The 22,703-nt window shown below is 67.2% G+C and carries 10 protein-coding genes and 3 rRNA genes; 10 read left to right on the plus strand and 3 right to left on the minus strand.

Annotated elements, in window-relative coordinates:
• The first annotated feature begins 4 nt into the window (after positions 1-4).
• The 3 genes from lysX to RM788_RS30625 are packed head-to-tail and all read left to right on the plus strand — an operon-like array spanning position 5 to position 4,989.
• A complete protein-coding gene (gene lysX / locus RM788_RS30615; protein ID WP_315921512.1) occupies positions 5-3,316 on the plus strand; it encodes a bifunctional lysylphosphatidylglycerol synthetase/lysine--tRNA ligase LysX in 3,312 nt (1,103 codons plus the stop codon).
• Positions 3,317-3,358: 42 nt separating this feature from the next.
• Positions 3,359-4,450: a helix-turn-helix domain-containing protein gene (locus RM788_RS30620; protein ID WP_315921514.1), complete on the plus strand. Its 1,092-nt coding sequence runs from the start codon at positions 3,359-3,361 to the stop codon at positions 4,448-4,450.
• The gene (locus RM788_RS30625; protein ID WP_315921516.1) at positions 4,447-4,989 is read left to right on the plus strand and encodes a PIN domain-containing protein; all 543 of its coding nucleotides are present in this window, start codon (positions 4,447-4,449) and stop codon (positions 4,987-4,989) included. The genes RM788_RS30620 and RM788_RS30625 overlap by 4 nt, the downstream gene beginning before the upstream one ends.
• 3 nt (positions 4,990-4,992) lie before the next feature.
• On the opposite strand, the gene RM788_RS30630 is transcribed toward RM788_RS30625, so the two are convergent.
• Entirely contained in the window at positions 4,993-6,708 is a 1,716-nt protein-coding gene (locus RM788_RS30630; RefSeq protein ID WP_315921518.1) for an NAD+ synthase, read from the minus strand.
• A gap of 132 nt (positions 6,709-6,840) precedes the next feature.
• On the opposite strand from RM788_RS30630, the gene RM788_RS30635 reads away from it, so the two are divergent.
• Complete coding sequence (locus RM788_RS30635) at positions 6,841-8,346, plus strand: alpha/beta hydrolase (RefSeq protein ID WP_315934806.1); 1,506 nt, start codon at positions 6,841-6,843, stop codon at positions 8,344-8,346.
• A gap of 172 nt (positions 8,347-8,518) precedes the next feature.
• Here the strand turns inward: RM788_RS30635 and RM788_RS30640 are convergent, their stop codons facing one another.
• Both RM788_RS30640 and RM788_RS30645 read right to left on the minus strand, forming a co-directional pair.
• The gene (locus RM788_RS30640) at positions 8,519-10,033 is read right to left on the minus strand and encodes an MFS transporter (RefSeq protein WP_315921520.1); all 1,515 of its coding nucleotides are present in this window, start codon (positions 10,031-10,033) and stop codon (positions 8,519-8,521) included.
• Entirely contained in the window at positions 10,030-10,683 is a 654-nt protein-coding gene (locus tag RM788_RS30645; protein WP_315921522.1) for an LppX_LprAFG lipoprotein, read from the minus strand. The genes RM788_RS30640 and RM788_RS30645 overlap by 4 nt, the downstream gene beginning before the upstream one ends.
• 57 nt (positions 10,684-10,740) lie before the next feature.
• On the opposite strand from RM788_RS30645, the gene RM788_RS30650 reads away from it, so the two are divergent.
• The 6 genes from RM788_RS30650 to RM788_RS30675 all read left to right on the plus strand — a co-directional run bounded on the left by RM788_RS30650 (position 10,741) and on the right by RM788_RS30675 (position 22,640).
• Positions 10,741-12,084 (plus strand): glutamine synthetase family protein, encoded by a 1,344-nt coding sequence (locus tag RM788_RS30650; RefSeq protein ID WP_315921524.1) that lies wholly within the window; start codon positions 10,741-10,743, stop codon positions 12,082-12,084.
• 68 nt (positions 12,085-12,152) lie between these two features.
• Entirely contained in the window at positions 12,153-15,776 is a 3,624-nt protein-coding gene (locus RM788_RS30655; RefSeq protein WP_315921526.1) for an FkbM family methyltransferase, read from the plus strand.
• A gap of 573 nt (positions 15,777-16,349) precedes the next feature.
• Positions 16,350-17,865: ribosomal RNA gene (locus RM788_RS30660) — 16S ribosomal RNA — on the plus strand.
• 364 nt (positions 17,866-18,229) lie between these two features.
• Positions 18,230-21,344: ribosomal RNA gene (locus RM788_RS30665) — 23S ribosomal RNA — on the plus strand.
• Positions 21,345-21,455: 111 nt separating this feature from the next.
• A 5S ribosomal RNA gene (gene rrf, locus RM788_RS30670) occupies positions 21,456-21,572 on the plus strand.
• The 16S, 23S and 5S rRNA genes sit together here, the layout of an rRNA operon.
• Positions 21,573-21,749: 177 nt before the next feature.
• Positions 21,750-22,640, plus strand: a complete 891-nt coding sequence (locus RM788_RS30675) for a GNAT family N-acetyltransferase (RefSeq protein WP_315921528.1) — start codon at positions 21,750-21,752, stop codon at positions 22,638-22,640.
• Positions 22,641-22,703 lie beyond the last annotated feature (63 nt).

Consider the following 22,703-nt stretch of genomic DNA (forward strand, 5'->3'; position numbering starts at 1 on the left):
AGTTGTGCCCGTGCCGAAGTGGAAGTGGCGCATCGCCGGGACGGTCGCCACCGTCGTGCAACTCGCCGCATTGGGCTCCCTCGTCCTGCTGGTCATCCCCGACGACAGCGCGGTCGCTGACGCCATCCGCACCGCCGGGTACTGGCTCGGCCTGCCGGTGGACGCCAACCTCTTCATCGTCCTGGTCTTCGTCGTGCTCGGCGCGGCGTTGCGGCGCCGCAAGCGCGCCGCCCTCTGGACGCTCCTGGTGTTCGAGGCGCTGGGTCTGGCGCTGGTGTCCTTCGTACTCGCACTGTTCACCTTCGTGCCCGGCGCGCTCGACGAGGAGGGCGTGACCTGGGCCGAGGTGGGGCCGTACTTCGGCGGTGGGGTCGCCGCGTCGGTGGTCATCATCGTGCTGCTGTGGCTCGCGCGGCCCGCGTTCCCGGCGCGGCTGGTGCCCGGCTCGTGGCTGCGCGCGATCGGCACGTTCGTCATCGGCATGGCCGTCCTGTGCGTGCTCGGCTGGGCGCTGACCGAGGTCTTCCCCGGCAGCCTCGTGGACACCGGCGAGAAGTTCGTCTGGGCGGCGAACCAGGTCACCGGCGAGGTGCTGCCGCTGCACGGGCTCGACGTCGGCGAGGGCCCGCAGTGGCTGAGCGTCGTGCTCGGCGTCGGGGGCACGCTGGTCGCGATCCACGCGATGTACGTGTTCTTCCGCGGCGAGCGGACCAGCAGGCTGATCAACGACACCGAGGAGCTGGGTGTCCGCAGGCTGCTCGCGGCGCACGGCGAGCCCGACTCGCTCGGCTACTTCGCCACCCGCCGCGACAAGAGCGTGGTGTTCGCCCCCAGCGGCCGGGCCGCGCTGACCTACCGCGTGCTCGGCGGCACGACCCTGGCCAGCGGCGACCCGATCGGCGACGAGGAGGCGTGGCCGCAGGCCGTGGCCGCGTGGCTGGCCGAGGCGCGCGAGTTCGGCTGGCACCCCGGTGTGCTCGGCGCGAGCGAACGCGGCGCGCGGGTGTACACCGAGGCCGGGCTCAAGGCGTTGGAGATCGGCGACGAGGCGATCCTCGACGTCCGCGAGTTCACCCTCGCCGGTCCGGAGCGCCGGGCCGTGCGGCAGGCGGTGAGCCGGATCGAGCGCGCCGGGTACACGACCAGGGTGCGGCGGCACTCGGAGATCCCGGCGTTCGAGATGGGCTCGATCCTGTCGCTGGCCGAGCGGTGGCGCGGCGCGGAGACCGAACGCGGGTTCTCCATGGCGCTGGGCAGGCTGGGCGACCCGGCCGACGGCCGGTGCGTGATGGTCGAGGCCTACGACGCGGCCGGTGCGCTGCGCGGACTGCTGTCGTTCGTGCCGTGGGGGCGGCGCGGGGTGTCGCTGGACCTGATGCGCCGGGACCGCGAGGCGGAGAACGGGCTCAACGAGTACATGGTCGCCGGACTGGTCGAGGCCAGCGGACGCCTTGGCGTGCAACGGATCTCGTTGAACTTCGCGATGTTCCGCTCGGTGTTCGAGGAGGGCGAGAAGATCGGTGCCGGGCCGGTGCTCAAGGCGTGGCGCCGCGTGCTCGGCGTCGCGTCGCGGTTCTTCCAGCTGGAGTCGCTCTACCGCTCCAACGCCAAGTACGGCCCGGACTGGCTGCCGCGCTTCCTCTGCTACTCCAAGGCCAGGCAGCTCACCAGGGTCAGCGTCGCGGCGGGCATCGCCGAGGGTTTCGTGCCCAGCCTGCGGTCCCTGCTCAAGCGCGGCTCCGACCGCGCCCTGCACGACGACCACGACGACCCGGAAGCCGTGCGGTTCGCGACCTACGTCGCCGAGATCGAGGCGAGCGCCGCGCAGGTCGTGCCCAAGCCCAACCGCAGGCCGGAGCAGGTGCGGGTGCGCATCGCCAAGGTCGAACGGCTGCGCGCGCGGGGCGTCGACCCGTACCCGGTGGGCTTCGTCCGCGACGGCCAGCTGTCCGGGGTGCGCGACCGGTTCGGCGAACTGGCCCCGGACACGCGCACCGGTGCGCTGGTGACCGTGACCGGCCGGGTGATCGCCGTCCGCGAGGTCGGCGGCCTGTGCTTCGCCCGGCTGCGCGACTTCAGCGGCGAACTCCAGGTGATGCTGTCCCTGGACCGGTTGGGCGAGGAGGAGTTCCGCTCCTGGAAGTCCACCGTGGACCTCGGCGACCACGTCGGCGTGCACGGCGAGGTGATCACGTCCCGGCGCGGCGAGCTGTCGGTGCTCGTGGACCGGTGGACCATCACCGCGAAGTGCCTGCACCCGTTGCCCGACAAGCGGAAGGGCCTCGCCGACCCGGAGACCAGGGTGCGGCAGCGCTACCTCGACCTGATGGTCAACCAGGACTCCGCGCAGCTGCTGCGGGTGCGCAGCGCCGTCGTGCGGGGAATCCGCGAGTTCCTGCACGAGCAGACGTACCTCGAAGTCGAGACGCCGATGCTCCAGGCCGTGCACGGCGGCGCGAACGCCCGCCCGTTCGTCACCCACATCAACGCCTACGACATGCGGATGTACCTGCGGATCGCGCCGGAGCTGTACCTCAAGCGGCTGTGCGTCGCGGGCGTGGACCGGGTGTTCGAGCTGAACCGCAACTTCCGCAACGAGGGCGCCGACGCCACCCACAACCCCGAGTTCACGATGCTCGAGGCGTACCAGGCGTACGCCGACTACACCACGATGCTGCACCTCGTGCGGGAGTTGGTGCAGCACTGCGCGGTCGCCGCGCACGGGAAGCAGATCGCCCTGCGGCCTGACGGGACGGAGTTCGACATCTCCGGGGATTGGCCGGTCGTGCCTGTTCACGCCGCTGTGTCGCGTGCGTTGGGGGAGGAGGTCACGCCGGACACGTCCGCGGAGAGGTTGCGGGTGTTGTTGGCGGGGCGGGGGATCGTGGTGGCGGAGGAGGCGGATCACGGGGCGTTGTTGCAGGAGGCCTACGACAAGCTCGTGGAGGCTGTGACGGTGGAGCCGACGTTCTACACGGACTTCCCCACGTCGGTTTCGCCGTTGACGCGGCAGCACCGGGAGGATCCGCGGTTGGCGGAGCGGTGGGACCTGGTGGCGTTCGGGGCGGAGATCGGGACCGCTTATTCGGAGTTGACGGATCCGATCGAGCAGAGGCGGAGGTTGGAGGTGCAGTCGTTGAAGGCGGCCAGTGGGGATGTGGAGGCGATGGAACTCGACGAGGACTTCCTGCGGGCCCTCGAATTCGGCATGCCTCCGACCGGCGGCCTCGGCATGGGCGTCGACCGGGTGCTGATGATGCTCACCGGGACGACGGTTCGGCAGAGCGTCCTGTTCCCGTTCGTGCGACCCCAGTAGTCAATCTGTGACAGAAACCGCACTGTGTGCGATTATCGCACGATGACGGACGTCTCGAACTGGGTGAGGGTCGGGGAGCGCATCAGAAGTGCGCGCCAGGCCGCCGCCCTCTCCCAGGTTGACCTGGGAGAGAAGCTGTCCCTCGACCGCACGATGATTGCCAAGATCGAGGCTGGGACACGGCGGGTCGACGCTTTCGAGCTGTCCAGGCTATCCGCTGAACTCGGCGTACCGCTCGCGCATTTCTTGCACGATCCGCCTGCTGTGCTCTCCCGCAGGGTCGAGTTGGACGAGGACGTCGACACCGATGCCGGCCGTCAGCAGTACCGGTTGGAAGCCCTGCTCCAAGCCTGGCTACGCGACGTGCTGCAACTCATCGACATCGAGGCACTTGTCCCGCGTCCCGTCGTCACGTACCCGCTTCCGGTCGACAGCGATGCCGCCGCACGCGCGGCAGCGACTTGGCTGCGCAGCGAGCTGGGGTTGGGCATCAAGCCCATCTCTTCTTTGATGGACGTGTGCGAGCAGGTCGGTCAGTTCGTCCTCGTCACCGAGCTGCCGGGGAACGGCGCGTCCGTCGTCGAGGGTGCTGTGGCTGCGGCCGTGGTCAGCAGTACGGGTGATCCGGGCAGACGGCGTGCTACCGCCGCTCACGAGCTGGGGCACCTCGTACTTGGCGACGAGTACTCGAGTGATTTGGGGGTGCACGCTTCTCGTGGCGATCGCAAAGCGGTGATGGACGCGTTCGCCGCGGAGTTGCTGCTGCCCACGCACGTCGTGCTCACCGCGGCGGCGAACGGGCTCGCCCGCACCGATCTCGTTCGGCTCGCGGCGACCTACCGGGTGTCGTGGGTGATGGCGATGTGGCAGGCGGCCGAGGTCGGTGCCCTCGACTCCGCTACCCGACGGCTGTGGAAGCAGAACAAGCCGACCAAGTCCGAGTTCATGGAAGCCGTCGGCTGGGAGCCCCAACCCGACCTCGACTCGATCCGGGTACCGCGCAGTTATGCGCAGGCCGTGCTCGACGCGCTGCGACAGCGACGTCTCACCTCGGCGCGCGCGGTTGAGTTGTTGCACGGCCAATTGGGGGCTGACGACCTCCCCACTGTCGACGAGGAGGACGTCGAACCGTGACCACGGGTACCTGCCCTGATCTCGTGCTCGACACCACGTGCCTCGCTCATGTCGGTCGGATCGACCGCTTGGACGTCTTGGGTGACCTGTTGTCGGGTCGGAGGTGCTGGACCACGACTGCTGTTCGCGAGGAACTGCGGCGAGGACCGGAAGTGGGGCATGAACTCGGCAAGGTTCTCGACCTTCCCTGGCTCCCAGTCGTGCCACAGGACGACTGGGACCACATCATGTCCTTCTCGCGGTGGGTGGAGCGCATCGGCTCGACGGAGCGCAACATCGGTGAGGCCACGGTTTTCGCGGCGGCGGAAGTGCTGGAAGCGGTCGCCATCACCGACGACCGCAACGCAACCGCGGTCGCCCGTTCGTACGGACTCCGCGTTCACGGCACCGTCTGGTTGCTCGCCCAGGCATGTCTGGAGGGCAAGCTCACTGAGACGGGTGCGGCCAACCTGGTCGACATGCTGCGTGGTAGCGGCATGCGGTTGCCATGTTCAGGAGCCGACTTCCCGGCCTTCGCCAGGAAGCACGGCCTTCTCTGACGCTCAGCCTTCGCGCCACCCGCTCGTGATCGGCAGCCGCCGGTCGCGCCCGAACGCCTTCTCGCTGATCTTCGTGCCCGGCGGGTACTGGCGGCGCTTGTACTCGGCCTTGTCGACCATGCGCAGCACGCGGTCGATCAGGTCGTGGTCGAAGCCGGCCGCGAGCAGGTCGTGGTAGCCCTTGTCGCCGTCGACGTACTCGTCCAGCACCGAGTCGAGGAGTTCGTAGTCCGGCAGCGAGTCGCTGTCCACCTGGCCGGGGCGCAGCTCGGCCGATGGGGGCTTGGTGATGGAGTTCTCGGGGATAGGAGGCAGTTCTCCGAGCTTCTCCGACTCGTCGTTGCGCCAGCGGGCGATGTCCCAGACGAGGGTCTTCAGGACGTCCTTGATGGGCGCGAAGCCGCCGACCGCGTCGCCGTAGATGGTCGAGTAGCCGACCGCCAGCTCGGTCTTGTTGCCGGTCGCGAGCACCAGGTGGCCGTGCTGGTTGGACAGGCCCATGAGGGTGACGCCGCGGCAGCGCGCCTGGACGTTCTCCTCGGACAGGCCGGTGAGGCCCAGCTGGTCCACGAACACCTTGACCATGTCGGCGATGGGCTGCTCGGTGTACTGGAGGCCGGTGCGCCGGGCCATTTCGGCGGCGTCGGACTTGGAGTGGTCCGAGGAGTACACCGAGGGCATGGAGACGGCGTGCACGGCGTCGGGGCCGAGGGCGTCGACGGCGAGGGCGGCGACCACGGCGGAGTCGATGCCGCCGGACAGGCCGAGGACCACTGACCGGAAGCCGTTCTTCAGGACGTAGTCGCGCAGGCCGATGACCAGGGCGTGCCAGACCTCGGCCTCGTTGGACAGCGGCTCGGCGGTCTTCGGCACGGGCAGCGGCTCGTAGCCGGGCAGCGGGGCGTCGGAGAGGGTGTGGCGGGTGACGGTGAAGCCGCCGACCTGGCCGTCGGTGCGGGCGGCGCCACCGGGGAGGTCGAGGTCGAGGACGGTGAGGTGCTCGACGAACTGCTGGGCGCGGGTGATGAGCGCGCCGTCGGCGGACACGACCATCGTGTCGCCGTCGAACACCAGCTCGTCCTGCCCGCCGACGAGGTTCACGTACGCCAGCGGGGCGCCCGCCTCGGCGGCGCGGCGGGCCACCAGCGGGAGGCGCAGGTCGTCCTTGTTCCGCTCGTACGGGGAGGCGTTGGGGGAGACGACGAGGTCGACGCCCGCCTCGCCGAGGGCGGCGATCGGGCCGCCGTCCTGCCAGAGGTCCTCGCAGATGACCAGCCCGATCTCCAGGCCGTGCAGGCGGACGATCTCCAGGCGATCGCCGGGGGTGAAGTAGCGGCGCTCGTCGAACACGCCGTAGTTCGGCAGGTGGTGCTTGTCCTGCGTGGCGACGACCCGGCCGCCGTGCAGCACCGCCGCCGCGTTGCGCTTGCCGTGCTCGTCGCGGTCGAGGTAGCCGACGAACGCCGCCACCCCGCCGAGCCCGGCGTCGGCCAGCCTGATCGCCAGGGCGTCGAGCGCCTGCTTGGAGGCGATGGCGAACGACTCGCGCAGCGCGAGGTCCTCCACCGGGTAGCCGGTGAGCACCATCTCGGGGAAGACCACGAGGTGGGCACCGGACTCGGCGGCCTTGCGGGTCCACGCGACGACGAGGTCGGCGTTGCCCGCGAGGTCGCCGACAGTGGCGTTGACCTGGGCGAGGGCGAGGCGCAGCTGCGGCATGGACACATCCTCTCCCACTCCGTCACGCCTTGGTGCGCGTTGTGGCCGACCTGTCACACCTACGATCGGGTGGTGCGACGCCACCTGCTGCTGTTCCTCGTCCTCCCGGTCCTGGCCGCCTGCTCGACCGCGATGCCGGGTCGGGCCATCCCCGGAACCGCCCTCGAACAGCGCGGACCGGCGGGTGTCGTCCCCGCGGGCCTGGAGAGGTTCTACGGCCAGCAGCTGGGCTGGGAGGACTGCGGGCCCTACGCCACGACCGGCTCGACCAAGGCCCAGTTCAAGAACAAGGCGGACATCGAGTGCGCCCGCCTCGAAGTGCCGCTGGACTACGCCAAGCCGACCGACCGCACGATCAAGATCGGCCTGCTGCGGCAGCGCGCGGCCAAGTCCGACCAGCGCATCGGCTCGCTCCTGCTCAACCCCGGCGGTCCCGGCGGGTCCGGCATGGCCGCCGCGGCGTCGTTGACGACGAGCCTCGGCGACCTGGGCGACCGCTTCGACCTCGTCGGCTTCGACCCGCGCGGCATCGGCGCCAGCGAGCCCAGCGTCCGCTGCCTCACCGACGCCGAACGCGACGCCGACCGCCTCGACCTGGACATCGACACCTCGGCCGCGGGCATCGCGCAGACCGAGGCGGAGAACAAGGACTACGCCGACAAGTGCGCCGAGCGCAACGGCGCGGACTTCCTGGAGCACGTCGGCACCCGCGACGTTGTGAAGGACATGGACGTCATGCGCTCGGCGCTGGGCGACGCGAAGCTGAGCTTCATCGGCTACTCCTACGGCACCCGCATCGGCTCGGAGTACGCGGAGGCGTTCCCCGCCAACGTCCGCGCCCTCGTGCTCGACGGCGCCGTCGACCCCACCCAGAGCGACGCGGACTCCCTGGTCGCCCAGGGCGCCGGTTTCCAGCAGGCCTTCACCGCGTTCGCGACCTGGTGCGCCGCCCGCAAGGACTGCTCCCTCGGCACCGACCCCGCCAAGGCCAACACCGCGTTCCGCGACCTGACCCTGCCGCTGGTCCAACGCCCCGTGGACGTCTCGGGCCGCAAGCTCTCGTACACCGACGCCATCACCGGCGCCATCCAGGCCATGTACTCGCAGGAGTACTGGACCGCGCTCAACGCCGCCCTCACCGAGCTGAAGAACAACCGCGGCAGCACGCTCCTGCTCCTCGCCGACGCCTACTACGACCGCGATGAGCAGGGCGTCTACTCCTCCATCACCGACGCCTTCACCGCGGTCAAGTGCGTGGACGACCCCCGCCAGACGGACCGCGCCGTATTGGCGGAAACCGCCCGCAAGTACAAGGAAGCCGCCCCCTTCCTCGACGACGGCAACCCGGCCGCGGCCGCCCTCGACGCCTGCGCCTTCTGGTCCGTCCCACCCACCGCCACCCCCCACGTCCCGAAGGCCGACGGCCTCCCCCCGGTCCTCGTGGTCTCCACCACCGGCGACCCCGCGACCCCCTACGAGGCGGGCGTGAACCTGGCGAAGGCGCTGGGAGGTGGGCTGCTCACGTTCCAGGGCAACCAGCACACGGTGTACCTGCAGGGCAACAAGTGCGTCGACGGCGCGGGCTCGGACTACTTGATCAACCTGAAACTGCCTGCCGCTGGGACGACGTGCTCGTGACCACCTGATCGTGTAGCCGCCGGGATAGGATTCAGCCGCTACGCTGAAGGCGCAGGAGGCAACTCCCGTACCGCCTTGGGCCCCGCTGCGTGCGGGGCCTTTGTGCGTCACGTGCACCGTGCCGGTCCCCTAGCCAGAATCAGCGGTCCGACAAGGCAACGAACTCACCCGGCTACGCGGACACCGCAGGCGAGGCGGACTCGACAGCCGCCCGCCTCGGCATCAACAACGACAACCCCGCCCCCACCGCGCACAACACCGCCGTGATCACGAAGATCTCGTGGTACTCCGTCAGCAGCGCGTCCGTCAGCCCCCGCTGGTAGTCCGCGAGCTGCACCCGGTACTCCTCCGGCGGCACCCCGAACGGCAGCGGGGTGTTCAGCGTGGCCGTCAGCTCGCGGAACCGGTGCAGCCCCCACGCCGTCAGCGCGGCGACCCCCACGAGCATCCCGGTCATCCGCGCCACGACCACCGCGGCCGACGCGACCCCGTGCTGCGACGCGGGCACGACCCGCAGCACCGCCGCGGACACCGGAGCGATCACCACGCCCAACCCGAGCCCGGCCACCGCCAGGTCGCGGGTGAGCACAAAGCCAGACACCGACGCGGGCCACTGCGCGATCAGCACGTACCCGGCGGCGGCCACCAGGAGCCCGCCGAACGACACCCACCGGTCACCGAACCGCGAAGCCAGGAACCCACCCAGCACGGCCCCCACCGGCAGCGCCACCAGGAACCGGGCCAGCAACGACGCGGCCGAAGCGGAGTCCCGACCGAGCAGCGTCTGCGCGAACAGCTCCACGTCCACCAGCGTCACCATCAGCGCCGCCCCGGCGAACAGGCTCACCCCGAGGCACGCCAGGAAAGGCCCCATCCGCACACCGGCCGGGTCCAGCAACCGCACCGACGCGCGCCGCTCCCACCACAGGAACGCCCCGAACACCACCACGCCGCCGAGGATCACCGGCAGCCCCCACGACGGCAGCACCGAGTGCTCCGGGTCGGGGTTGTACAGCCCCACGACCAGCAGCCCGAGCGCCAACGCCAGCAGCCCGCCGCCCACCACGTCGATCCGCACCGACGTCCGCTTGCCCGAAGGCACGGAGATCTGCACGACCACCATCGCGATCAGCGCCAGCGGCACGTTGACCCAGAACACCCACCGCCAGCTCTGCGGCTCCAGCGACTCGAAGAACGACCACGCGTTGAACAGCGACGCCAGTCCGACGCCGTACAGCGTCCCCAGCACCGACCCGAGTTCCTGCGCCGCTCCGACGATCCCCAGCGCCGACGACCGCCGCGACGTCGACCACAGGTCGGCCACCAGCGCCATCGTCACCGGCAACAGCGCCCCACCGGCCAGCCCCTGCACCACCCGTCCCAAGACCAGCAGCGGCAGGTCGTCGGCCAGCGCCGTCACGACGGAGCCGAGTGCGAACCCGGCCAGGCACAGGTGCAGCACGATCCGGCGGCCGAACCGGTCGGACAGCTGCCCGAGCAGCGGCATCCCGGCCACGTACCCGAGCAGGTACCCGGTGACCACGGGCGTGGCCTGCTCCAGGTGGTTCACCGGGATGCCGAGGTCGCGCACCATGTCGATGAGCACGCCGACGACGACGTAGGCGTCCAGCGCGCCCAGGAGGACGGCGACGGCGCCCGCGCCGATCGCCAGCCGACGACCGCTCACGCCGGCGGGGCGACTTCGACGGCCTTGTCCAGGTCGGACAGCGCGACCTCGACCGAGCCGCCGGTCAGCTCGAACCGGGCGGTCTTCAGCTTCGAGCCGTCCAGGGTGAACCGCGAGGCCACGTCGGCGGAGATGCCGGGCACCAGCGAGGCGGCGACGTCCTTAGGAACGGTCCCGCTCACGACCGTGGTGTCGCCCTCGGAGCTCTCCGTCTTCGGGTCGCGCACGCTGCGCAGCACCTTCGCCACGCCGCGGTCGGGGTTCAGGATCGCGGTGGGGTCGTAGACCTGGCCCTTCAGCACGGCGGGCAGCTTCTGGAACCCGCCGGTCGGGCCCTTGATGTACAGGTCGCCGCCCGCCAGCACGAAGTCGACCTCGAGCAGCTGCCCGAACTGGTTCGTCTTCGCCTTCCCCTTGGCGTCGCCCGCGGCGTTCAGGTCGCCGTCGGCGCCCTGCACCCCCAGCTGGGGGAGATCGCCGTCGACCTTGATCGCGAAGTGGGTGCTCTTCACGCCGGCCATCGTGTCGGCGGACTTCGCGAGCACCTCCTTGGCGTCCGGCAACGAGGCGGGTGACGGCGTCGACGTGCACGCGGAGACCAGCGTGACAAGTGCGACCAGGGGCCCAACCAGGGCACGACGTGCGGACATGGGGGGATCGTAGTGCCCCGACACGCGGCGTTAACCGCCCTTACATAGGCTGCGCACATGGACCGCCAGCAGGAGTTCGTGCTCCGCACCCTCGAGGAACGCGACATCCGGTTCGTCCGGCTCTGGTTCACCGACGTACTCGGCTTCCTGAAGTCCGTGGCGGTGGCCCCCGCGGAGCTGGAGGGCGCCTTCAGCGAGGGCATCGGGTTCGACGGGTCCGCGATCGAGGGCTTCGCGCGGGTCTTCGAGTCCGACATGGTGGCCAAGCCCGATCCGGGCACGTTCCAGGTGCTGCCGTGGCAGACGCCGGAGGGCAACAACTACTCGGCGCGGATGTTCTGCGACATCACCATGCCCGACGGCAAGCCGTCGTGGGCCGACCCGAGGCACGTGCTGCGGCGCACCCTGTCCAAGGCCAGCGAGATGGGCTTCACCTGCTACGTCCACCCCGAGATGGAGTTCTTCCTGCTGAAGAACCTCCCGGCCGACGGCAGCGAGCCCGAGCCCGCGGACAACGGCGGCTTCTTCGACCAGACCAGCCACGAGACCGCGACGCACTTCCGCCGCCACGCCATCGAGGCGCTGGAGGCCATGGGCATCTCTGTCGAGTTCAGCCACCACGAGGGCGCGCCCGGCCAGCAGGAGATCGACCTCCGCTACGCCGACGCGCTGACCATGGCGGACAACGTGATGACGTTCCGCTACCTGATCAAGGAGGTCGCGATCACCCAGGGGGTGCGCGCCTCGTTCATGCCCAAGCCGTTCACGGACCAGCCGGGCTCCGGAATGCACACGCACGTCAGCCTGTTCGAGGGCGACCGGAACGCGTTCTACGACGCCGAGGACCCCTACCAGCTGTCGGACACCGGCAAGGCGTTCGTCGCGGGGCTGCTCAAGCACGCCCGCGAGATCTCCGGCGTGACGAACCAGTGGGTGAACTCCTACAAGCGGCTGATCGTCGGCGGCGAGGCCCCCACGGCGGTCTGCTGGGGCCACGCGAACCGCTCCGCGCTGGTCCGCGTCCCGATGTACTCGCCGGGCAAGTCGGCGTCGCGCCGGGTGGAGATCCGCTCCCTCGACTCCGCCTGCAACCCGTACCTGGCGTACTCGGTGATCCTGGCCGCGGGCCTGAAGGGCATCCAGGAGGGCTACGAGCTGCCGCCGCCCGCCGAGGACGACGTGTGGTCGCTCACCGACCGCGAGCGCCGGGCCGCCGGGTACGCGAACCTGCCGCAGAACCTGGGCGAGGCGCTGACCGAGATGGAGAACTCGGAACTGCTCCCCGAGGCGCTCGGCGAACACGTCTACGACTTCTTCCTGCGGAACAAGCGCACCGAGTGGGACGCCTATCGACGCAGCGTCACCCCGTACGAGCTGCGCTCCCTGTTGCCGGTCTTGTGAGCGAAAAACCCGTCTGGGTGGTCCACAGCGCGCGCCCGGAAAAGCTAGGTTTGCACACCGTGACAGAAGTGCCGTCCACAGGTGTCCTGATCGAGCCGGAACCCGAGACCGTCCTCCTGGCGTGCACGGTGGCCACAGCCGCCGAACTGCCCGCCGTGAAGGTGCTCTCGAACTCCTTCCTGGCCAAGCACCCGGACGCGAAGTTCATCGCGCTCGTGGTGGACGCCCCGGCCAGCAGCACCGGTCCGGGGCTGATCACGCCGTCCGACCTGGGCGTCGAGCCCGCGGAGCTGGCCGAGCTGGCGACCGCGTGCACGGCCGCGCAGCTGTGCGCCGTGCTGCGGCCCCGGCTGCTGGAGACGCTGCTCGCGTCGAAGCTGCCGGTGCTGTACCTCGACCCGTGGATCCAGGTCCTCGACTCGGTCAGCGACGTCGTGCTGGCCGCGGTCAAGCGCGGACCGCTGGTCCTGGTGCCGCGCGCGCTGCGGCCGCTGCCCGACGACGGCCTGCGCCCCGAGCCGGCCGAACTGCTCGACACCGGCGTGTTCGACCCCGGTTTCCTGGTTGTCGCGCCCGGTGCCGAGCCGTTCCTGCACAACCTCGCGGGCCAGCTGCGCCGCACGCCGGACGCGACGAAGGCCGTGCTCGACACGGCTCCCGCGCTGGTCAACCACCACGTGCTGCGCGACTCCACCATCGGCCTCTCGGTGTGGAACGCCAACCACCGCGAGCTGAACCGCGGCGAGGACGGGGTGCTGACCATCCTCGGCAACCCGCTGCGGACGGTGCACTTCGCGGGCTTCGACCCCCGGCGCCCGTGGCTGCTGTCCGCCGACTTCGCCGAACGGCCGCGCGTGCTGCTGTCGGAGCACCCGCTGATCGCGGACCTGTGCACGACCTACCGCGCCGAACTGGTCACCCGCGGGTACACGGTGCAGCCGGTGCAGTACGGCTTCGGCGCCCTCGTCGACGGCTCGGTGCTGCCCGACGAGCTGCGCGCGGACTACCGCGAGGCCTCCCGCCGCAAGGCGCCGCCGCCCGCGTTCGGCCCCGACGGCGGGGCCGCGTTCCTGGCGTGGGCGTGCGAGCCGATGCCCGACCTGCCCGGCAGCACGCGCTGGTCGGCCGCCGTGTGGCGGGCTGACGAAACCCTGCGCGCGCAGTTCCCCGACCCGTTCGGCGACGACAGCGTCGACTTCCGCGAGTGGTGCGCGGGCGCCGGTGTGGCGAGCGGACGGCTGCCGGTGCCCGCGGTGCCGGGACCGCACCCCCTGGCGCCCGCGCTGCTCGACCAGCTCGGCGTGGCCGTGCTCGGCGAGGGGCCGGTCGCGCGGCTCGTGGAGACCGTGGCCCGCGCGTCCGGCCTGCCCACGTCGACCACCGCCGGGTACCCCGTGGTGCTGCGCGCGGGCGGCGACGAGCACGTTCCGGCGGACCGGTTCGTCGTCGACTACAGCCTGGACGCGGGCGCCCACCAGGACCGGCCGACCGCGCACGAGCTGTGGGTGCCGTCCGAGAGCACCCGCGCCGCCGCCGAGCGCATCGGCGGCCCGACCGTGCGGGTGGTGCCCCTCCCGGTGATCGACACCGGCGAGCGCGAACTCACCGACGACCGGGGCGAGGTCGTCTTCGGCGCGCTCGCCGACCACGGCGAGGACCGCGCGGGCAACGTGCTGGGCGCCGTGTCGGCGTTCCTCGGCGCGTTCCCCGACCGCTCCGACGTGCGGCTGCTGATCTCGGTGACCGGCGCGGCCGACTACCCGGAGGCCGCCGAACGGCTCCGCCTGGCCACCGCCGCCGACCCGAGGATCGAGCTGGTCGAGGACGAGCCCGTCCCGGACAGCGTCGACTGCCTGATCACGCTGCACCGCGGCGGCGCCTGCGACCGGATCACCGGCCACGTGGCCGAACTCGCGGTGCGCGGCGTCCCGGTGCTGCTCAGCGAGCACGGCGCGGTCGCCGAGCTGTTCGACAAGGACTCGGCCGTCTTCGTCCCGTGCCACCAGGGCGGGGTCGAACCGGACGTCCAGGCCGCGTCGAAGCTCATCCGCAGCATCGCGGGCGACCGGCCCACCGCCGTCGCGATCGGCCTGGCAGGCCGCGAGCACCTCCTGCACACCCGCTCGCTCGCCCGCGTGGCCGACCAGCTGCGCGAACGCGTCGAGCACGCCTACCGGGGCTGGCGCGCGCGCCGCTCGGCGGCGAACCCCGCGCAGGCGGTCGACCCGCTGCGGGCGCTGCACTCGGCGAAGCACGCGCTGCTGCGGCAGCCGGACACCACCAGCGCCAGCCGGATCCCGATGGCGCCCGCGCTGCGCAAGGTCGTGCTGCGCGTGCTGGACCACTACGACAACCACATGCGCGAGGTGCTGACCACCCTGGTCGACGGGGTGGAGCGCACCGCGAGCGAGCTCGTCCGCAGGCAGGACGACATCGACGCCGGGGTCGGCATCGGCGAGCTGGAGATGGTGCGCGCCGAGATCGACCGCGTGGCCGAGCGCCAGGCGCACCTCGGCGACCAGCTCGTGGCCACCGACGACGCGATCGTGCGCGGCCGCGCCGACCTGACCGGCCAGGCGAGGCGGCAGCGCGAGATCGAGGACGCGCTGGTCGGCGAGGCCACCAAGCGCGCGAAGCAGAACGAGGCGCTGGGCCAGCGGCTGGACAAGCTGACCCACGCGCTCGACCGGACGCTGGACCGCATCGACACACTGGAGTCGAAGGTCGTGGAGGTGCTGCGCGACCGCGACCACCGGCTCGACGCCGGGGTGCGCGCGGCCAGCCAGGCCCAGTCGACCGCTGACGCGCTGCGCCGGGTCGTCGTGCGGGAGCACGAGCGGCACAGCGAGAGCGAGCCGGACGTGCGCAGTTCCCTCGTGCTGTCCGACGTGGGACTGCTGCGGCTGCCGGCGGACGACGCGTTCATGCTGCCGCTGCTGTCGAGCAACGGGGTGTGGGAGTCGGAGCTGTCCGAGCTGATCGACTCGCTGGTCGAGCCGGACGGCGTCTTCCTCGACATCGGCGCGTACATCGGGTACCAGGCGATCCGGATGCTCAGCAGGCTCGGCACCAGCGGCGCGGTGGTCGCGGTCGAGCCGTCGGCGGCCGCGATGGAGCTGCTGCGGCACAACGTCGAGGTGAACCTGCCGGACCGGATCGGCGAGCGGCTCATCATGGTGCAGGCCGCGGCCTGGGAGAGCGCGGGCGAACTGCGCGGCGATCCCGCGTTGACCGGGGGGATCTCGGTCGCGCCGCTGGAGGAGGACGCGCCCGGCGAGGTGACCCGCGTGCGGGCCGTCCGGCTGGACAAGGAGCTGGAGGAGATGCCGCAGCTCCGCGGGATGAAGCTCTCCGTCGTGCGGGTGGACGCGCCCGGTCGGGGGCACCGCGCCCTCGCGGGCCTGGTGCGGTCGTTGCGCAAGGACCGGCCGCACGTGTTCCTGGAGTTCTCCGCGTCGGCGACCGAGGGATTCGGCGACGACCCGGTGACGGTGCTCAAGGAGTTCCGCATGTGGGGGTACGACCTGGTGCCGGTGGCGACCAGGCAGCCCGCGCTGCCGGAGCAGATCGTGTCGGCGATGGAAGGTCTCCGGTCGATCACGTTGTGGCTGCGGCCGAGGCCCGTGCAGGCCAAGAAGCCCGGTCCGGAGGTCGCCGTACCCCTTCGGCAGGCCGCTGACCAGGCGATTTGACTTCTGCGAGCGGCATGCGTAACTTTCTCCAAGTCGCACGAGCCACACCGGGTCGGGCGGGGGTTGACCCCGCGTTTCGAACCGAGTAGCATTTGTGGCCGCCCCCGAACTAAAACTTTCGAGCCATATGCGCTGCGCGCCAATTTGACTTGAAAGCGGCGGATCGGATAGAACTTCCCAGAACTAAATGAACTCCAGTTCCTTGCTGGGCCGGTTTCCTCCAAGAAGCCGATTTGACAAGGGAAATGCGGTTCGGATAGCCTCTGGAACATAGCAAACTGAATGCGAAGCGAGTTTCTGCTGAGCGAAACGGCCCGAACCGGCCGATTTGACAAAGCGAAAACGGAGTTGCTAAGCTTCAGACACAAACGAAATACAGAAACAAAACAAGCGCCCTCGCTTGAATCACTCGAAATGAGCGGTTTGAAACGGTGTGCGCGTGTTCTTTGAGAACTCAACAGCGTGCCGAATAGCCAGTAACTTATATGAACCCAGTCAATGGGTTTCCTTTGAGATCAAACTGGACAACTGACAGCAATTGTCAGTGATTGTTCGGAGCGATCAAACAATTCATTATTGGAGAGTTTGATCCTGGCTCAGGACGAACGCTGGCGGCGTGCTTAACACATGCAAGTCGAGCGGTAAGGCCCTTCGGGGTACACGAGCGGCGAACGGGTGAGTAACACGTGGGTAACCTGCCCTGTACTCTGGGATAAGCCTGGGAAACTAGGTCTAATACCGGATATGACACTTCATCGCATGGTGTGGTGTGGAAAGTTCCGGCGGTACAGGATGGACCCGCGGCCTATCAGCTTGTTGGTGGGGTAATGGCCTACCAAGGCGACGACGGGTAGCCGGCCTGAGAGGGCGACCGGCCACACTGGGACTGAGACACGGCCCAGACTCCTACGGGAGGCAGCAGTGGGGAATATTGCACAATGGGCGAAAGCCTGATGCAGCGACGCCGCGTGAGGGATGACTGCCTTCGGGTTGTAAACCTCTTTCAGTAGGGACGAAGCGCAAGTGACGGTACCTACAGAAGAAGCACCGGCTAACTACGTGCCAGCAGCCGCGGTAATACGTAGGGTGCGAGCGTTGTCCGGAATTATTGGGCGTAAAGAGCTCGTAGGCGGTTTGTTGCGTCGGCTGTGAAAACCTACAGCTTAACTGTGGGCCTGCAGTCGATACGGGCAGACTTGAGTTCGGCAGGGGAGACTGGAATTCCTGGTGTAGCGGTGAAATGCGCAGATATCAGGAGGAACACCGGTGGCGAAGGCGGGTCTCTGGGCCGATACTGACGCTGAGGAGCGAAAGCGTGGGGAGCGAACAGGATTAGATACCCTGGTAGTCCACGCCGTAAACGGTGGGTGCTAGGTGTGGGGGACTTCCACGTCCTCCGTGCCGCAGCTAACGCATTAAGCACCCCGCCTGGGGAGTACGGCCGCAAGGCTAAAACTCAAAGGAATTGACGGGGGCCCGCACAAGCGGCGGAGCATGTGGATTAATTCGATGCAACGCGAAGAACCTTACCTGGGCTTGACATACACCGGAAACATCCAGAGATGGGTGCCCCGCAAGGTCGGTGTACAGGTGGTGCATGGCTGTCGTCAGCTCGTGTCGTGAGATGTTGGGTTAAGTCCCGCAACGAGCGCAACCCTCGTTCCATGTTGCCAGCGCGTTATGGCGGGGACTCATGGGAGACTGCCGGGGTCAACTCGGAGGAAGGTGGGGATGACGTCAAGTCATCATGCCCCTTATGTCCAGGGCTTCACACATGCTACAATGGCCGGTACAAAGGGCTGCTAAGCCGCGAGGTGGAGCGAATCCCATAAAGCCGGTCTCAGTTCGGATCGGGGTCTGCAACTCGACCCCGTGAAGTCGGAGTCGCTAGTAATCGCAGATCAGCAACGCTGCGGTGAATACGTTCCCGGGCCTTGTACACACCGCCCGTCACGTCACGAAAGTCGGTAACACCCGAAGCCCGTGGCCCAACCCGCAAGGGGGGGAGCGGTCGAAGGTGGGACTGGCGATTGGGACGAAGTCGTAACAAGGTAGCCGTACCGGAAGGTGCGGCTGGATCACCTCCTTTCTAAGGAGCTTCTCGCGCCTGCTCAGTACATGGTGTTGGGTGGGTGGAGTCCATGCCAACGGCGTCCGATCGTTGGATGGGTTGCTCATAGATGTGGATGCTGGCTATATGCATTCGGCTTGATCGTTATGACGGTTAGTACGGCTCCTTGGAGCATGGAAGGGCGTCATAGGGGTTTCGCAAGTTTGTCGGCACGCTGTTGGGTCCTGAGAGAACACGCAAGTGTTTCGCTCAGTACGAGGAAATGATCCGGGCTCTCACAGCCACTGAACCAGTCGAACTGACCTTCGACCAGGCGGTAGCAGAGAAGTGAGGGTGTCCGTTCGTTCTTTGAGAACTGCACAGTGGATGCGAGCATCTTTGTAGACAAGTTTTTAAGGGCATACGGTGAATGCCTTGGCACCAGGAGCCGATGAAGGACGTAGGAGGCTGCGAAAAGCCTAGGGGAGCTGCCAACCGAGCTGAGATCCTAGGGTGTCCGAATGGGGAAACCCGGCCTCAGTCATGTGGGGTCACCCATACCTGAACACATAGGGTATGTGGAGGGAACGCGGGGAAGTGAAACATCTCAGTACCCGCAGGAAGAGAAAACAACCGTGATTCCGTGAGTAGTGGCGAGCGAAAGCGGATGAGGCTAAACCATATACGTGTGATACCCGGCAGGGGTTGCGTGTGTGGGGTCGTGGGACCTATCGAACAGTTCTGCCGGACTGTTAAGGAGTAAGAAAACACTGTGGTTAGCGGAACGTGTCTGGAAAGCGCGAGCGTAGAGGGTGAGACTCCCGTACGCGAAAACCCGGTGTCTCCTGATGGTGTTCCCAAGTAGCAGCGTACTCGTGAAATTCGCTGTGAATCTGGCGGGACCACCCGCTAAGCCTAAATACTCCCTGGTGACCGATAGCGGACTAGTACCGTGAGGGAAAGGTGAAAAGTACCCCGGGAGGGGAGTGAAATAGTACCTGAAACCGTGTGCCTACAATCCGTCGGAGCCTTTCGGGGTGACGGCGTGCCTTTTGAAGAATGAGCCTGCGAGTTAGTGCTACGTGGCGAGGTTAACCCGTGTGGGGTAGCCGTAGCGAAAGCGAGTCCGAATAGGGCGTTCTTAGTCGCGTGGTCTAGACCCGAAGCGGAGTGATCTAGCCATGGCCAGGGTGAAGTACGGGTAAGACCGTGTGGAGGCCCGAACCCACCAGGGTTGAAAACCTGGGGGATGAGCTGTGGTTAGGGGTGAAAGGCCAATCAAACTCCGTGATAGCTGGTTCTCCCCGAAATGCATTTAGGTGCAGCGTCGCATGTTTCTCACCGGAGGTAGAGCACTGGATGGTCTAGGGGGCCCACAAGCTTACCGAAATCAACCAAACTCCGAATGCCGGTGAGTGAGAGTGCGGCAGTGAGACTGCGGGCGATAAGGTTCGTAGTCGAGAGGGAAACAGCCCAGAACACCAGCTAAGGCCCCTAAGTGTGTGCTAAGTGGGAAAGGATGTGGGGTCGCCCAGACAACCAGGAGGTTGGCTTAGAAGCAGCCACCCTTTAAAGAGTGCGTAATAGCTCACTGGTCAAGTGGTCCTGCGCCGACAATGTAGCGGGGCTCAAGCACACCGCCGAAGCTGTGTCATTCACACATATGATCCCAACGGACTTGATCCGTTGGCAGTCGTGTGGATGGGTAGGGGAGCGTCGTATAGCCAGTGAAGCGCCGGTGTGAACCAGGTGTGGAGGCTATGCGAGTGAGAATGCAGGCATGAGTAGCGAAAGGGGAGTGAGAAACTCCCCCGCCGGATGACCAAGGGTTCCTGGGCCAGGCTAATCCGCCCAGGGTAAGTCGGGACCTAAGGCGAGGCCGACAGGCGTAGTCGATGGACAACGGGTTGATATTCCCGTACCCGTGTGAACGCGCCCATGGCGAACCTTGTGATGCTAACCGCCCAAAGCTTGTCCACCGCCCTTCGGGGCATCGGGCAAGTGGAGCGCGGGACCCGAACTTGTAGTAGTCAAGCGATGGGGTGACGCAGGAGGGTAGCTCCGCCAGTGAGTGGTAGTACTGGTGTAAGCGTGTAGGCCGCAACATAGGCAAATCCGTGTTGCACATAAGGCTGAGACGTGATGCATAGCCGATTGAGGCGAAGTAGAGTGATCCCATGCTGCCGAGAAAAGCCTCTAGCGAGCTTTCACGCGGCCCGTACCCCAAACCGACACAGGTGGTCAGGTAGAGAATACCAAGGCGATCGGGCGAACTGTGGTTAAGGAACTCGGCAAAATCCCCCCGTAACTTCGGGAGAAGGGGGGCCGTAGCACTTGAAGCCTCTTGCAGGCTAGGGTGAGACGGCCGCAGAGACCAGCGAGAAGCGACTGTTTACTAAAAACACAGGTCCGTGCGAAGTCGCAAGACGATGTATACGGACTGACGCCTGCCCGGTGCTGGAACGTTAAGGGGACCGGTTAGTCCGCAAGGGCGAAGCTGAGAACTTAAGCGCCAGTAAACGGCGGTGGTAACTATAACCATCCTAAGGTAGCGAAATTCCTTGTCGGGTAAGTTCCGACCTGCACGAATGGCGTAACGACTTCTCGACTGTCTCAACCGCAGGCCCGGCGAAATTGCATTACGAGTAAAGATGCTCGTTACGCGCGGCAGGACGGAAAGACCCCGGGACCTTTACTATAGCTTGGTATTGGTGTTCGGTTCGGCTTGTGTAGGATAGGTGGGAGACTGTGAAGCGGCCACGCCAGTGGTTGTGGAGTCATCGTTGAAATACCACTCTGGTCGTACTGGATGTCTAACCTCGGTCCGTGATCCGGATCAGGGACAGTGCCTGGTGGGTAGTTTAACTGGGGCGGTTGCCTCCCAAAGGGTAACGGAGGCGCTCAAAGGTTCCCTCAGCCTGGTTGGCAATCAGGTGTCGAGTGCAAGTGCACAAGGGGGCTTGACTGTGAGACAGACATGTCGAGCAGGGACGAAAGTCGGAACTAGTGATCCGGCGCTGGCTGGTGGAAGCGGCGTCGCTCAACGGATAAAAGGTACCCCGGGGATAACAGGCTGATCTTGCCCAAGAGTCCATATCGACGGCATGGTTTGGCACCTCGATGTCGGCTCGTCGCATCCTGGGGCTGGAGTAGGTCCCAAGGGTTGGGCTGTTCGCCCATTAAAGCGGTACGCGAGCTGGGTTTAGAACGTCGTGAGACAGTTCGGTCCCTATCCGCCGCGCGCGTAGGATACTTGAGGAAGGCTGTCCCTAGTACGAGAGGACCGGGATGGACGAACCTCTGGTGTGCCAGTTGTCCTGCCAAGGGCACTGCTGGTTGGCTACGTTCGGAAGGGATAACCGCTGAAAGCATCTAAGCGGGAAGCCTGTTCCAAGATGAGGTATCCCACCCCTTTGAGGGTTAAGGCCCCCAGCTAGACCACTGGGTTGATAGGCCGGAGATGGAAGCCTAGTAATGGGTGGAGTTGACCGGTACTAATAGGCCGAGGACTTGTTTACGAAGACGCTACGCATCCACTGTGCGGTTCTGAAAGAACCGAACCGGACCACACGGTCCCACCAGCATGCTGGTTGGGGTTGTGTGCCTACGGGTTGGTAATTTCATAGTGTTTCCGCGGTCATGGCGGAGGGGAAACACCCGGTCCCATTCCGAACCCGGTAGTTAAGCCCTCCTGCGCCGATGGTACTGCACTGGTGACGGTGTGGGAGAGTAGGTCACCGCGGGACAATCATTCCCTCAGGGGGAGCACCAATGGTGCTCCCCCTGAGGGCTTTTCACGTTCGCGAGTCGAACCTCCAGACACCCCGTGTCGAACACTCAGGCACCTCGTTTCGAACGTTCAGGCACCCCGTTGTGCCTCACTTGAGCCCTGCGAGTCCCGGTGCTGGACTACGGTCGAGTTCATGGCCGACATGGTGGTGTACGACGACCTCGCCAGCTTCTGGTCGGCGACCCAGGCGCTCTACACGGCCGATCCCGTCCGGCACACCGTGGTGCTCACCGCGATCACCCGCAGGTTGACGCACCCGAAACCCGATACCGAGCCTGAGATCCTCGTCACCGCCCAAGAGAACGGCCGGCTCGTCGGTGCCGCGATCCAGATGCCGCCTTACCCGCTCATCGTGGGCGCCATCCCGCTCCGGCTCATCGACGACTTCGTCGCCACCCTGCACCAGCTGGTTCCGGACCTGGGCGGTGTGAACGGCGACCGCACCACCGCCGAAGCCTTCGCCGCGGCCTGGTCGAAGCGAACCGGGTGCACTGTGACCGAGGACATGGCCATGAGCCTGCACCGCCTGACCACCCTCGTCGTCCCCGAGGTCCGCGGCGAGATGCGCCTGGCCACGGACTCCGACGTCGAGATGTTGGGCGACTGGCACCACGACTTCGTGACCGAGGCCATGTCCCACACCCCGGAGACCGACGTGGAAGCCGGGATCCGCCGCGAGATCACCCAGGGCCACGCCCACGCGATCTGGCACGTCGGCTGCATCCCCGTCTCCTGGGCCGCCGCCAGCCCGCCGGTCCACAACATGAGCCGAATCGGCCCCGTCTACACCCCGCCCGTGCTCCGCAACAACGGCTACGCCGCCGCCGTCACCGCGGCCGTCGCCACCTGGGCCAGGGAGTCGGGCGCTGACGAGGTCCTGCTCTACACCGACCTGGCCAACCCGACCTCGAACGCCCTCTACCAGCGCATCGGCTTCGTCCCAGTCTTCGACGCCACCGAACTCTCCCTCACCCCCGCGAGTCGAACACTCAGACACCCCGAGTCCTACGCTCAGACACCCTGAACTCCCCTCCGACAGTGTCTGAACGTGGGATTCGCGGTGTCTGAGTGTTCGACACGGGGTGCC

It is taken from the genome of Umezawaea sp. Da 62-37 (assembly GCF_032460545.1).
GTDB lineage: Bacteria > Actinomycetota > Actinomycetes > Mycobacteriales > Pseudonocardiaceae > Umezawaea.

Excerpts from the sequence above, each read along its gene's own strand:
- RM788_RS30620 (WP_315921514.1), top strand. The coding sequence starts at position 3,359 with ATGACGGACGTCTCGAACTGGGTGAGGGTCGGGGAGCGCATCAGAAGT.
- RM788_RS30630 (WP_315921518.1), bottom strand. The coding sequence starts at position 6,708 with ATGCCGCAGCTGCGCCTCGCCCTCGCCCAGGTCAACGCCACTGTCGGC.
- RM788_RS30635 (WP_315934806.1), top strand. The coding sequence starts at position 6,841 with ATGCCGGGTCGGGCCATCCCCGGAACCGCCCTCGAACAGCGCGGACCG.
- RM788_RS30645 (WP_315921522.1), bottom strand. The coding sequence starts at position 10,683 with ATGTCCGCACGTCGTGCCCTGGTTGGGCCCCTGGTCGCACTTGTCACG.
- RM788_RS30650 (WP_315921524.1), top strand. The coding sequence starts at position 10,741 with ATGGACCGCCAGCAGGAGTTCGTGCTCCGCACCCTCGAGGAACGCGAC.
- RM788_RS30675 (WP_315921528.1), top strand. The coding sequence starts at position 21,750 with ATGGCCGACATGGTGGTGTACGACGACCTCGCCAGCTTCTGGTCGGCG.